Raw genomic sequence first — 12750 nt, 5'->3', positions numbered from 1 at the left:
TTATCTAAAAGTTCTTGGCCCCATAAAATTAGTGGTTGCCATATCTATTAATTCGTCTTTGCTGTAGACGCCAATTTCAATTTTGTTATTGGCTTCTTTCAGTAACTCAGGCTCAATTTCTATAAACAATGTGCCTTTGGCTAGCCCACTTTCTTCCAACAGAAAATAATCTTTTTTGACCAGCTTCAAATCACCATCAATGTTATGCAGTTTAAAATGAATACTATCCATATCTTGGTTGGTCTTATTGATTAATTTATAAGTGAATACATTGGAAATATTACCATTGTCTTTTGTTTCATAAATTTGACCAGGTAATCTTAAAACTTTCGCTTCAACATCACTTCTAATCATGAGCATGCCAACCAATAAACCGATTAATATTGCCAAAACAGCCGTGTAGCCTTTCATTCTGGCATTGAATTTAAATTTGGCTTTCTTTTCTATATTTTCTTCACTTGCGTAACGAATCAGACCTTTTGGCAAATCAACTTTTACCATAATATCATCACAAGCATCAATACATGCAGTACAATTTACACATTCCAACTGCGTTCCGTTTCTTATGTCAATTCCGGTTGGGCAAACCTGTACGCATTGAAAACAATCGATACAATCCCCTATTCCACTGGCTTTCCTATCTTGATTCTTCTTAAACTTTTGACGTCCTTCTTCTCGCTCACCGCGTTTGTGATCGTAGGCTACAACTACTGATTTATTGTCCAAAAGCACACCTTGCAATCTGCCATAAGGACAAGCAATAATGCAGACTTGTTCTCTAAACCAAGCAAAAATGAAATAAAAGACAGCAGTAAAAATAAGTAGCGGAATGAAAGTTCCCAAATGACCAGAAGGACCGTTGATGATGTATTTTAAAAGTTGGTCGCTACCGACTAAATAGGCTAAAAATACATTGGCAATTAGAAAGGAAATCAATGCAAAAATAGCCCATTTCGAAGATTTTTTGACAATCTTTTCGCGATTCCAAGGCATTTTATCCAATCTAATTTGTTTGCCACGATCACCTTCTATGGCATATTCTATTCTTCTGAAAACCATTTCTAAAAAAATGGTTTGAGGACAAATCCAGCCACAGAAAATTCTTCCAAAAGCAACTGTAAAAAGTGCGATAAACACCACACCAATAATCATTGAAATGACAAAAAGATAAAAATCTTGAGGCCAAAACGGAAATCCAAAAATATTGAATTTCCGTTCCAATACATTAAACAATAAAAACTGATTGCCGTTTATTTTGATAAAAGGTGCTGCAAAAAGGAAAATTAAGAGTGCGTAGCTTACCCATTTTCGGTAATCATAATATCTGCCACTTGGCTGCTTTGGATAAACCCACTTGCGTTTCCCCTCATCATCCAAGGTACCGATACTGTCTCTAAACTTTTCCTGATTGTCCATACTTTTGCTTGCTAAGTTTTATTCTGAATCTGAATCATCTTCCCAAATTTCACCTTGAGGTTCTTTGGGTTCTGCTGGTTCTGTACCTTGCAAGCTCAATACATAACTCGCAACTTGCTGAAGCTCGTATGGTGAAAAATCGTTTTTCCAAGCTACCATACCTTTTCCAGGTCTTCCGCCTTCAACTAAAGTTTTGTAAACGTTTTTAATCCCGCCACCAAGAATCCAATGTTCATCGGTTAGATTAGGACCAATTCCACCTCCACCATCAGCTTTATGACAGGCTACACAATTATTTAGATAGATTTGATTTCCAACTTCTAAATCTGCTGCTTCTTCAAGAACTGATACATTTTCTATAGTAACTAAGTCTTTAGCAGTTTTTTTGTATTCTTCTATATCAATTTTAGCTTGAGCGACTTCAGCTTCATATTCTTCAATTTGATCATAATCATTGAAGACATGAAATCTCACAAGATAAACTGCGGCAAAAACAATACTTGCATAAAAACTATACAACCACCAAGGCGGAAGTTTGTTATCCAATTCACGTATTCCATCGTAATTGTGATCAAGTTCAATTTCATCTTCCTCTTCAACGGGTTTAGATCTTGTTAGAGATATAAAAATCCAATTGAACTTCGACTTCAGATTTTCTAATCTATCAGTTTCAAGTTCGTGGTATTTTTCTCTTTTTTCTTCGGATAATGACTTATAAAGGGTGTTTTGCAAAGCCGATACAGAAGCTTCCATCGCCAGAGCAAAAAGAAAAACCACACCTAAAAAAAGCCAAGACATTGGATATTCCACAATCGCCCATTGTCCGGATTCTGTTTCTAACAAAAGTTCGACGCCTAACCAAGCAATGCCAAGCAATGCTATTAATCTTAAAAATGATGATAATTTTCTCATAATTCGTTATCGTTTTGGTTTTCTAATGGAATTTGGCTAACCTTCTCTACATAATCCTTTTTGGCAGTAAAAACCCACCAGAAAAGTCCAACAAAAAAGAGAAAGAATATCAGTAAGGAAATTATTGGGTAGATTTCTATACCTTCAATGGTTTCCATGTGTCCTTTTATAAATTTCAACATAGCTTTTAAATTTTTGAATTAATTTGAAGTTGAAACTTCATTATTATCTTTGACTTTAATATCTGTTCCTAATCTTTGGAGATAAGCAATAAGCGCGACAATTTCACGGTCTTTCATTTCAACAAAGTCTTCGTTATTTTGTTCTGCATAAGCTTTGTCTGCTTCATAACTTTTAACAAAATCTGGATCATCATATAGATTTTTCTCTATCTGTTTTCCTTGTTTATCCATACTTTGTTTTGCATTTTCAATATCTTCTTCACTGTATGGAACTCCAAGATCTGCCATGGTTTTCATTTTCCCTTCTGTCGAAGATTTATCCAATTTATCTTTAATTAGCCATTGGTAACTAGGCATGATTGAGCCTGAAGACGTGCTTTGTGGATCGTACATGTGGTTAAAGTGCCAGCTGTCTGAGTATTTTCCGCCAACTCTCAATAAATCTGGTCCAGTACGTTTACTTCCCCATAAGAATGGTCGGTCGTAAACAAATTCTCCAGCTTTTGCGTATTCGCCGTAACGTTCAACTTCGCTTCGGAATGGTCTCACCATTTGCGAGTGACAACCGACACAACCTTCTCTTATATAAATGTCTCGTCCTTCCAATTCCAGTGGCGTGTAAGGTTTTACACTTGTAATCGTCGGAATATTAGATTTTACCAAAAGTGTTGGTATGATTTGAACAATTCCACCAATTAAAATAGCGATAGTGGCTAAAATTGTAAGTTGAATTGGTTTTCTTTCTAACCAAGTATGGAATTTCTCGCCACGCTTTCTACCAGTAATTTTAGATAAAGCAGCAGCTTCTGCCAATTCATCTTCAACTTTTGAACCAGATCTTGCAGTTTGGATAACGTTATAAATCATAACAAAAGCACCGATGATATACATACTTCCGCCAATAGCTCTCATCCAATACATCGGCATGATTTCAGTAACAGTTTCTAAAAAGTTACCATAAAATAAACTGCCATCTGGATTAAATTGTTTCCACATTGACGCTTGTAGGAATCCAGCTACATACATAGGTAAAGCATAAACTACAATACCTAAAGTTCCCAACCAAAAATGCAAGTTGGCTAAGCCAATTGAGAATAGTTTGGTTTTAAACAATCTCGGCACTAACCAGTAAACCATACCAAAAGTCAAGAAACCATTCCACGCCAAAGCGCCAACATGAACGTGAGCAATAATCCAATCTGTAAAGTGAGCAATTGCATTTACATTTTTCAAAGACAACATCGGGCCTTCAAAAGTTGCCATACCATAACCAGTAATAGCAACTACCATAAATTTGAGTACTGGACTTGTTCTAACTTTATCCCAAGCGCCACGAAGCGTTAATAAACCGTTGATCATTCCTCCCCAAGATGGCATCAGTAACATTACGGAAAAAGTTACACCAAGATTTTGAGCCCAATCTGGTAAAGCTGTATAAAGCAAATGGTGAGGTCCAGCCCAGATATATATAAAAATCAGAGACCAAAAGTGGATGATAGATAATTTATAAGAATACACAGGTCTATTGGCCGCTTTTGGAACAAAATAATACATGAGACCTAAAAATGGTGTCGTCAAAAAGAAAGCTACCGCATTATGACCGTACCACCATTGCACAAGTGCATCCTGAACTCCGGCATAAGCGGAATAACTTTTCAAAAAGTTTACAGGAAGTGCTAAACTATTAAAAATATGAAGTACGGCAACAGTAACGAAGGTAGCTAGGTAAAACCAAATCGCCACATACAAATGGCGTTGGCGACGTCTTAAAATAGTTCCTATTAAATTCCAGCCGAAAACAACCCAAACTACAGCAATCATAATATCAATTGGCCACTCCAATTCTGCATATTCTTTAGAACTGGTAAAGCCTAAAGGCAAAGTGATTGCAGCTGCGACAATAATTAATTGCCAACCCCAAAAATTGATTTTGCTTAAAACATCACTAAACATTCTAGCCTTAAGTAATCGCTGTGTAGAATAATACACACCTGCAAAAATTGCATTACCTATAAAAGCAAAAATAACTGCATTTGTATGTAGCGGTCTTAATCGACCAAAACTCAGCCAAGAAATCCCATCGGTCACGCTTGGAAAAATAAACATAAAGGCTAATAAAAGCCCTACAGACATACCAACTACACCCCAAATAATTGTGGCATAGAGGAAGTTTTTTACGATTTTATTATCGTAATGAAATTGCTGTAACTCCATAGTTATGATTGTTTTTGTGTATTAGAATTTTTAGATTTTTCTTTGGTTTCTTTTGTTTTGTCTTTGACGATTTCGTCATCGAAAAGCATTCTTACTGAAGGTGTGTAAGCATCGTCAAATTGTCCCTTTTTCACTGAAAGAATAAACATCACAAAAAACACAAGGGCAACAATAATACTGATAGCTAACAAACCGTAAATGACATTCATAGTGATTTAAATTTGTTTCAAAAATAAATGTGAACAGAAGCTTAAAAAATGACTTCTGTCATGTTTGTGGTATTTCATTAATTCTTCAATTTTTTTGATATATAATTTGTTGCTAAAGTTGTAAAAACAACAATGCTGATAGAACTCAGCGGCATTAAAATTGCTGCAATAACTGGTTTCAATTGTCCCGTGAGTGCGAAATACAATCCGATTGCATTATAAATAAATGAAAAAATAAAACTGAGTTTTATGATTGTGATTCCTTGTTTTGCAATCTGAACGAAAATGTCAAGTTTAGGAAGTATTTTGGCATCCATAATAGCATCGCAGGCAGGAGAAAACACATTCACGTTTTCTGAAATCGCAATACCGACATCGGCTTGTTTCAATGCGCCGGCGTCATTCAGTCCATCACCAAGCATGCAAACTTTTTTGTTTTCGTCTTGGATTTTTTTGATGAATCTGAGTTTAGAGTCTGGTTTTTGATTGAAGAACATTTGCGTTGTTTTGGGCAACATCTTAGTCAAAAATGCCTTTTCACCTTCATTATCTCCAGATAAAATAATAAGTTTAAAATGCTCATCCATTGCTTGAAAAAGTTCTTGAATTCCATCTCTATATTGAGTTTCAAAAACGAATTTACCTAAATATTCTTCGTCCTTACTGATGTGGACAGCTGTAGAAAGCGTAGATGAAACCTGACCTGAAACGAATTTAGCAGAACCTAATTTATAAGTATGGTTGTTGTGTTTGGATACAATTCCTTCACCCAAATGCTCCTCAAAAGAATCTGAAGTCAATATGTCATTGCTTTCCAAAAATTGATATAATTCACGGCTTAAAGGATGATTAGAATTTCGAAAAGAATTCTTTAGCACCAAGCGATCTTCATCCTCTAAGTCTAGGCCCTCGTAGGTGATTTCACTTTTCTGATTGGTAGTTAAGGTGCCTGTTTTATCGAAAACAAAAGCATTGATGTCTGCCAATTGCTCTAAACTATTGGTATTTTTCAAATAAAAACCGCGTTGCCCGAAAATGCGAAGTAAGTTTCCTAATGCAAAAGGTGTTGCCAACGCAATAGCGCAAGGACATGCAATAATCAGAACAGCGGTAAACACGTTTAGTGCCAAACTAGCGTCATAAAATAACCAAAATATCAATCCCGAAAACGCAATGGTTAAAACTGCTATCGTAAATTTTCTGCTAATTTTATTGATGAGTGTTTGAAACTTCGGATCATAGTTTTTCCCAAAAACGTCGTTACTCCAAAGTTGGGTCAGATAACTTTGTTCTACTGATTTTTCAGCTACAACTTCTATGGCGTTTCCGATTTGTTTACCTCCTGCAAAAACACGATCGCCAGAAGATTTATGGACAATTTTAGCTTCGCCTGTAACAAAACTATAATCTATTTCTGCAGAATCCGACATCAAAATTCCATCGACAGGAATTAGCTCTTGGTTTCTAATCAGTAACTCATCGCCTGACTTGATATCGTAAACCTGAATATTCTCTTCTGTTTTGTCGGTTTTAATTTTAGTGACAGCAATCGGAAAATAAGATTTATAATCTCTTTCGAAAGACATGAACTTGTATGTTTTCTGCTGAACGACTTTTCCCAGTAATAAAAAGAAAACCAAACCCGTTAAACTATCGAAAAAACCTGAACCAAAATCGAAAATAATATCAATACTGCTTCGAATGAAAAGTACAGAAATACCTAATGCAATAGGAATATCAATATTTAAAATTTTGTTTTTAATGCCTTTGAATGCAGATACGAAATAATCTAATCCAGCATAGAAAACCACCGGCAAACTAAAGGAAAACATCAACCATCTAAAAAGTGGTTTGTATTGTTCTAACCAATATTCTGAAACTTCAAAATATTCTGGAAAACTTAGAAACATAACGTTGCCAAAAGCAAAACCAGCAACGCCAATCTTATAGATTAAACTTCGGTCTACTTCAGTGCTTTTTTTATCGTAATTTTCTAAACTGATATAAGGTTCGTACCCAATTTTAGACAAAGTTTCTACCAACTTCTGAAGTGAAAAATTTTCTGTATGATATGTAACGCTCACTTTTTTACTTGGAAAATCTACTTGGGAAGTTACAACTTGAGAAATCAATTTATTGAGGTTTTCTAATACCCAAATACAAGAACTGCAATGGATATGAGGAATATAAAGTGTGACGACTTCTGTGTCTTCATCTTGAAAATCTACAAGCTTTTCAATGATTTTAGCATCAGCCAAATAATCATATTTGCCTTGAATATCACTTGGTGTAGCTCCAGGAGTATGTTCCAAATCATAATAACAATTCAAGTCGTTTTCAGAGAAAATTTCGTAAACCGTTTTGCAGCCCCGGCAACAAAAATCTTTGTCATCGTAATGAATGGCATTCGTTTTGCAAGAATCGCCACAATGGTAACATGTGTGTATAGACATTTTCACTTTTATAATGAAGACAAAATTCTGACATATCGATGTTTATAAAAATGACAAGAATCAGTATTTATTAAAAAAATAGATATTAGTTCTTATATTTGTTTTATTCAAACTAACATAGATTTAGCTTATGAAAAGTATTGTATTTTTTTTGGGATTAGTCCTAGCTTCGACAGGAGTTTTTGGTCAGAAATGGTATGACCAGCAATGTGAAATAGAAGATGAAGTTTCTGAAGCTGAATATGAATCGACTAATGAGCGAAATATTCTGACCGTCATTATCGACCAAGATAATAATTTGATTATAAATGAAAAGGAGCGAAATGACCTGTCTGAAATCAAGTTTAAAGAATTGGTTTACACTTTCTTGAATAACCCAAATTCTGATAAAGATAAAGCTGAATCTCCAAAAAAAGCAATTATTGCATTGGCTTCTTATGGTGAAAAAGACCGTTACGAAATGGTTTTAAATTACATCCGTGAAGTTTATCTGTATGCCTGGGATTTGAAATCTAAGGAAGAATATGATGAAAATTATATAAAACTAAATTGTAAGAAAAGATCGAAAATCATTTCAAAAAATTATCCATATCGAGTTTTAGAACTGAAATCTGAAGAAGACAAAAAAAATACACCTAGTCCTTCACCAGGTGTACCACCATTCAAAGGAGACGTTAAGGATTATTAATTCAACTCCGCCTGAATTTTTTCTAATTCTTTTTCTTTTTCTGTGTCGAAAGTTAGATTCAACAAAATACTACCTTTGGAATTGACCAATTCTAAATCACCAGAGATTACTTTTTCGTATCCGGCTTCTGGACATTTACAAAATTTTCCAAAAATTACTTTTTGATTTTGAAGTGACTTATTAGAAGATTGAATATCTTTAAATGACATTGGGACTTGTAAATAGACGATTTCAGAATATTGACCATCAACGGTATTTTCAGGAGCTTTTTTTGAAAATGTCACTTCTATGACTTGCCAACCTTCTTCTTCGGTAACTTCTGGATAAATTTCGCCTATGCTATCAGATTTTAAATTTAGCATAGAATTTTTCATCACTTTTACATCACATTCACCACCATCAGGACAGTCGATCATAGCTGGCAAACCTGTTTTTGAAGATTTACAAGAAAAAACAATACACAAAACAATCAATATTTTAAAATAACGCATTATAATAAATTTAATTTATTGCAAAGTAAATTAATACATATCTAAAAAAGCATTAAATCAATAAATATTTATCAAAACATTAAACCTAAACAAACTAACAATAACTTTTGTTTAACTTTAAAATATTTTTGATAAACAAAAATAATTATATTTTTGAGAAATGATTTACGAAATACATACCAAACAAAGGTTGCCAATCTCGAAAGAAAAAGCATGGAATTTTTTATCAAACCCGAAAAATCTTCAGGAAATTATGCCAAAAGATATGGGTTTCAAAATTCTTTCTGGTGCTGATAAATCTATGTTTACTGGCCAAATTTTACAATATAATGTAACGCCTCTACCAGGTTTTAGTACAAAATGGGTCACAGAAATAACTCACGTTGAAAAACCAGATTATTTTGTTGATATTCAATTATCTGGACCTTACAGCTTATGGCATCATAAACATTTTATCAATGAAATTGAAAATGGTGTTGAAATTGAAGATTTGGTACATTACAAAGTACCTTTTGGAATATTTGGTAGAATGTTACATCCGCTTTTAATAAAACCAAAATTGAACAGTATTTTCAAAGCAAGAACAGAGAAAATGACTAATTTATTCGGAGAATATAAATAAAAATTAAAATTACTATGAAAAAGAATATCTTACTAATCGGAGGTTCCAAAGGAATTGGACTAGAAATTGTTAAAGATTTACACGATAAGCACAATATTTATGTAGCTTCACGAAGTAAAGAAAATTTATCTGACTTTGATGTTACACATTTAGAATTTGATGCTACCAAAGATGATGTATCAACTCTTGATTTACCAGAAAAATTAGATGGTTTGGTCTATTGTCCTGGAAGTATCAATTTGAAACCTTTCAAAATGATGAAACCAGAAATTTTTGAAGAAGACTTTCATTTGAATTTTTTGAGTTTAGTCAAAAATACACATGCTTTACTTGACAAACTTAAGAAATCGGACCAAGCAAGTATTGTATATTTTAGTACTGTTGCGGTACAAACCGGTATGCCATTCCACACTAGTGTAGCTGCCGCCAAAGGTGCCATCGAAGGTTTTGCAAAATCGCTTGCAGCTGAATATGCGCCTTCCTTTAGAGTAAATGTAATTGCTCCATCATTGGTCAATACACAACTTGCAGGAAAACTTTTAGGAAGCGACAAGAAAAAAGAAAAGATGGATGAAAGACACCCGCTTAAACGTGTTGGTGAAGCCAAAGATATTGGCAAAATAGCAAGCTTCCTACTTTCTGAAGACAGCTCTTGGATTACAGGACAAGTTATTGGTGTAGATGGCGGAATGTCTACGCTAAACGTCAGTTAAGAAATTATTCTAATTTAAAATTCCTGTTGGTTTCTAACTTACAGGAATTTTTTATTTTTAGTAAGTCATAAAATAAAGATGAAAGACAAGGTAAATATATTTTGGTACAGAAGAGATTTAAGATTGGATGACAATGTTGGCTTATTTGAAGCTTTAAATAATGATTTTCCAGTAATTCCATTATTTATTTTCGATGAAAATATTCTCGAAGAATTGCCAGAAAATGATGCAAGAGTGAGTTTCATTTTCAAAGAACTTCAAAAGATTAGACAACATCTGCAAGACAATTATCAATCTTCAATCGCTACATATTACGGTAAACCTTTAGATATTTTCAAAAGAATTTCAAAAGAATTCAACATCAATGCAGTATTTACCAATCGAGATTATGAACCTTATGCATTAAATCGAGATGCTGAAATCAAGTCTTTTCTAGATAAGAAAAACATCGGTTTCCATGATTATAAAGATCAGGTTATTTTTGAAGCTGAAGAAGTTCAAAAAAAAGAAGGTGGGACTTATTTAGTATTTACGCCATACATGAAGCAGTGGAAAAAAGAATTCAAAAATATTGAAGCAAATCCAGTTCCTTCAGAATTACATTTAAATAATCTTTACAAAAACTCTCGATTACCAAATTTAAGTTTGGCGGATATGGGGTTTGTGAATTCAGATATTGAAGTGCCAGATCACAATTTGGATGAAGAATTATTAGCAAACTATGAAGATACCAGAAATATTCCTGCCATAGAAGGCACTTCTAGGTTGAGCCCGTATTTGAGGTTTGGTACAATTGGATATCGTAAAGTCGTTCAAAAAGCTTTGAGTGTGGAAAATAAAACTTTCCTTAATGAATTGATTTGGCGAGAATTTTATAAAGTAATTCTTAAGAAATTTCCAAAAACCACGGATGAAGCTTTCAAAGCTAAATACGATAATATCGAATGGCGCAATAATGAACAAGAATTTGAAAAATGGAAAACAGGTCAAACTGGTTATCCAATCGTAGATGCTGGCATGCGACAACTAAATGAAACCGGTTGGATGCACAACAGAATCCGAATGGTTGTGGGCAGTTTCTTATGCAAACATTTACTTATCGATTGGCGTTGGGGCGAAGCTTATTTCGCAGAAAAATTACTGGATTACGAAATGTCTTCCAATGTTGGGGGCTGGCAGTGGGTTGCCGGTTCTGGCGTAGATGCAGCGCCATATTTCAGGGTGTTTAACCCTTATTCCCAAACTGAAAAATTTGACAAAAATGAAAAATATATAAAAAGATGGGTTCCTGAATATGAAACAAAAAATTATCCTGAGCCAATGGTTGAACATAAAAAAGCTAGAGAACGCTGCTTAGAAACTTACAAAGCAGCGGTTAAAAAAAGCTAGAATGAATGTTGTTTGGTATAAAAGAGATTTGCGCTTGCAAGACCATGAGCCACTACATTTAGCTACTCAAGAAAAATCTTCGACGCTCCTACTCTACACTTTTGAACCTATTATATTAAGTGACAATCACTACAGTGAAAGACATTTTAGATTCATCAAACAATCTTTACTAGAATTACAAAAAGAATTAGCAAACTATCAAACACAAGTTTTAGTTGTTCATGGTGAAGCCAATTCTGTATTTGAAAAACTAGATGAAATAGAAAAGATTCAGACCGTATTTTCACATCAAGAAACCGGAATTAAAATTACTTATCAACGAGATTTAGAGTTGAAAAAATTCTTTCAAAAGAAAGATATTACTTGGAAAGAATCTACTACAAACGGAGTTTTCAGAGGATTGAAAAACAGAAAAAAATGGGTGAATCTTTGGGAAAATCATATGAATCAAAAGCCTTATGTTTTCAATGGGAATTCTGCTAATTTTCTAAATATTGAACACATCGATGAGCTTTCAAAGCATTTTGAAATTGTAAATCTTGAAACTGAAAGCCATCCTAAATTTCAAAAAGGTGGTAGAAATTATGGTGAAAAATACTTGAAATCTTTTTTAAATGAAAGACATGCTAATTATCAGAAAAACATCTCTAAACCCTTAGCTGCACGAAAATCCTGTAGTCGATTATCACCATATATTACTTGGGGAAATTTTTCTATGAGAGAAGTCATCCAAGCCGCCACAGAAACCAGTCAAAACACAAAATACAAGTCGGCTTTAGCTCAATTCATGTCGCGATTGCGTTGGCAAGCACATTTCATTCAAAAGTTTGAAATGGAAGAACGCGTTGAATTTCAAAATTTTAATTCAGCTTTCGATCAATTGAAGCAACCAAAAAACGAGCATTTAATCAAAGCTTGGGAAAATGGTCGAACTGGTTTTCCTTTAGTAGATGCTAGCATGCGATGTTTGTTGCAAACCGGTTTTTTAAACTTCAGAATGCGTGCACTTTTGGTGTCATTTTTCACACACATTTTATGGCAAAAATGGCAATACGCTTCAGCCCATTTGGCAAGTTTATTTTTAGATTTTGAACCTGGCATTCATTTCCCACAGTTGCAAATGCAAGCTGGGACAACTGGCATTCACACTTTGCGAATCTACAATCCGATTAAAAATTCATACAAACATGACCCAGATGGAGAGTTTATACTACAATACATTCCAGAATTGAAAAAAATTCCAAAAACATTTGTGCACGAACCGTGGAAAATCACACCGATGGAAGAACAGTTGTACGATTTTCAATTGGGTAAAGATTATCCAGCGCCAATTGTGAATTTAGAGGAAGCCAGACAAAAAGCATCTAATGAACTTTGGTCAATTATTCAATCTGAAAGTTCAAAAATTCAAGGCCAAACCATTGTTAACAAGCATACTTTAAGAAATAAAATAGATTAGAG

The 12750-nt window shown here is 34.0% G+C and carries 12 protein-coding genes; 5 read left to right on the top strand and 7 right to left on the bottom strand.

Annotation, left to right across the window (positions count from 1 at the left end; all coding sequences use genetic code 11):
• The 6 genes from ccoG to EIG86_RS03960 all read right to left on the bottom strand — a co-directional run bounded on the left by ccoG (position 1) and on the right by EIG86_RS03960 (position 7386).
• On the bottom strand, positions 1 to 1416 hold the full coding sequence (gene ccoG, locus EIG86_RS03985; protein WP_127844849.1) for a cytochrome c oxidase accessory protein CcoG: 1416 nt from the start codon (positions 1414 to 1416) through the stop codon (positions 1 to 3).
• 18 nt (positions 1417 to 1434) lie between these two features.
• Positions 1435 to 2328, bottom strand: coding sequence for a cbb3-type cytochrome c oxidase N-terminal domain-containing protein (locus tag EIG86_RS03980; RefSeq protein ID WP_127844848.1), 894 nt, complete (start codon positions 2326 to 2328; stop codon positions 1435 to 1437).
• Positions 2325 to 2510 (bottom strand): CcoQ/FixQ family Cbb3-type cytochrome c oxidase assembly chaperone, encoded by a 186-nt coding sequence (locus EIG86_RS03975; protein ID WP_127844847.1) that lies wholly within the window; start codon positions 2508 to 2510, stop codon positions 2325 to 2327. The genes EIG86_RS03980 and EIG86_RS03975 overlap by 4 nt, the downstream gene beginning before the upstream one ends.
• Before the next feature lie 18 nt (positions 2511 to 2528).
• Positions 2529 to 4724: a cytochrome-c oxidase, cbb3-type subunit I gene (gene ccoN / locus EIG86_RS03970; RefSeq protein ID WP_127844846.1), complete on the bottom strand. Its 2196-nt coding sequence runs from the start codon at positions 4722 to 4724 to the stop codon at positions 2529 to 2531.
• A gap of 2 nt (positions 4725 to 4726) precedes the next feature.
• Positions 4727 to 4933, bottom strand: a complete 207-nt coding sequence (ccoS, locus tag EIG86_RS03965; protein WP_127844845.1) for a cbb3-type cytochrome oxidase assembly protein CcoS — start codon at positions 4931 to 4933, stop codon at positions 4727 to 4729.
• A 77-nt stretch (positions 4934 to 5010) separates the two neighbouring features.
• Entirely contained in the window at positions 5011 to 7386 is a 2376-nt protein-coding gene (locus tag EIG86_RS03960) for a heavy metal translocating P-type ATPase (RefSeq protein ID WP_127844844.1), read from the bottom strand.
• Between the two features lie 130 nt (positions 7387 to 7516).
• Between EIG86_RS03960 and EIG86_RS03955 the strand changes: the two genes are divergently transcribed.
• Positions 7517 to 8074 (top strand): hypothetical protein, encoded by a 558-nt coding sequence (locus tag EIG86_RS03955; protein ID WP_127844843.1) that lies wholly within the window; start codon positions 7517 to 7519, stop codon positions 8072 to 8074.
• Here the strand turns inward: EIG86_RS03955 and EIG86_RS03950 are convergent.
• Positions 8071 to 8565, bottom strand: coding sequence for a hypothetical protein (locus EIG86_RS03950; RefSeq protein WP_127844842.1), 495 nt, complete (start codon positions 8563 to 8565; stop codon positions 8071 to 8073). The two genes, EIG86_RS03955 and EIG86_RS03950, sit on opposite strands and share 4 nt — an antisense overlap.
• 160 nt (positions 8566 to 8725) lie before the next feature.
• On the opposite strand from EIG86_RS03950, the gene EIG86_RS03945 reads away from it, so the two are divergent.
• The 4 genes from EIG86_RS03945 (at position 8726) to EIG86_RS03930 (ending at position 12748) form a co-directional block, all read left to right on the top strand.
• Entirely contained in the window at positions 8726 to 9187 is a 462-nt protein-coding gene (locus tag EIG86_RS03945; protein ID WP_127844841.1) for an SRPBCC family protein, read from the top strand.
• 14 nt (positions 9188 to 9201) lie between these two features.
• Positions 9202 to 9900, top strand: coding sequence for an SDR family NAD(P)-dependent oxidoreductase (locus tag EIG86_RS03940; protein WP_127844840.1), 699 nt, complete (start codon positions 9202 to 9204; stop codon positions 9898 to 9900).
• Positions 9901 to 9978: 78 nt separating this feature from the next.
• Complete coding sequence (locus EIG86_RS03935; RefSeq protein WP_127844839.1) at positions 9979 to 11289, top strand: cryptochrome/photolyase family protein; 1311 nt, start codon at positions 9979 to 9981, stop codon at positions 11287 to 11289.
• A gap of 1 nt (position 11290) precedes the next feature.
• The gene (locus tag EIG86_RS03930; RefSeq protein ID WP_127844838.1) at positions 11291 to 12748 is read left to right on the top strand and encodes a cryptochrome/deoxyribodipyrimidine photo-lyase family protein; all 1458 of its coding nucleotides are present in this window, start codon (positions 11291 to 11293) and stop codon (positions 12746 to 12748) included.
• The last annotated feature ends 2 nt before the right edge of the window (positions 12749 to 12750 follow it).

It is taken from the genome of Psychroflexus aestuariivivens, assembly GCF_004010055.1.
GTDB lineage: Bacteria > Bacteroidota > Bacteroidia > Flavobacteriales > Flavobacteriaceae > Psychroflexus > Psychroflexus aestuariivivens.
This window is presented reverse-complemented; position numbering and strand designations above follow the sequence as displayed.

What these genes read in the sequence shown, in the direction of transcription:
- EIG86_RS03950 (WP_127844842.1), bottom strand. Translation starts at nt 8,565, where the DNA reads ATGCGTTATTTTAAAATATTGATTGTTTTGTGTATTGTTTTTTCTTGT.
- EIG86_RS03960 (WP_127844844.1), bottom strand. Translation starts at nt 7,386, where the DNA reads ATGTCTATACACACATGTTACCATTGTGGCGATTCTTGCAAAACGAAT.
- EIG86_RS03980 (WP_127844848.1), bottom strand. Translation starts at nt 2,328, where the DNA reads ATGAGAAAATTATCATCATTTTTAAGATTAATAGCATTGCTTGGCATT.
- EIG86_RS03945 (WP_127844841.1), top strand. Translation starts at nt 8,726, where the DNA reads ATGATTTACGAAATACATACCAAACAAAGGTTGCCAATCTCGAAAGAA.
- EIG86_RS03935 (WP_127844839.1), top strand. Translation starts at nt 9,979, where the DNA reads ATGAAAGACAAGGTAAATATATTTTGGTACAGAAGAGATTTAAGATTG.
- EIG86_RS03930 (WP_127844838.1), top strand. Translation starts at nt 11,291, where the DNA reads ATGAATGTTGTTTGGTATAAAAGAGATTTGCGCTTGCAAGACCATGAG.
- EIG86_RS03940 (WP_127844840.1), top strand. Translation starts at nt 9,202, where the DNA reads ATGAAAAAGAATATCTTACTAATCGGAGGTTCCAAAGGAATTGGACTA.
- EIG86_RS03975 (WP_127844847.1), bottom strand. Translation starts at nt 2,510, where the DNA reads ATGTTGAAATTTATAAAAGGACACATGGAAACCATTGAAGGTATAGAA.
- ccoN (WP_127844846.1), bottom strand. Translation starts at nt 4,724, where the DNA reads ATGGAGTTACAGCAATTTCATTACGATAATAAAATCGTAAAAAACTTC.
- ccoS (WP_127844845.1), bottom strand. Translation starts at nt 4,933, where the DNA reads ATGAATGTCATTTACGGTTTGTTAGCTATCAGTATTATTGTTGCCCTT.
- EIG86_RS03955 (WP_127844843.1), top strand. Translation starts at nt 7,517, where the DNA reads ATGAAAAGTATTGTATTTTTTTTGGGATTAGTCCTAGCTTCGACAGGA.
- ccoG (WP_127844849.1), bottom strand. Translation starts at nt 1,416, where the DNA reads ATGGACAATCAGGAAAAGTTTAGAGACAGTATCGGTACCTTGGATGAT.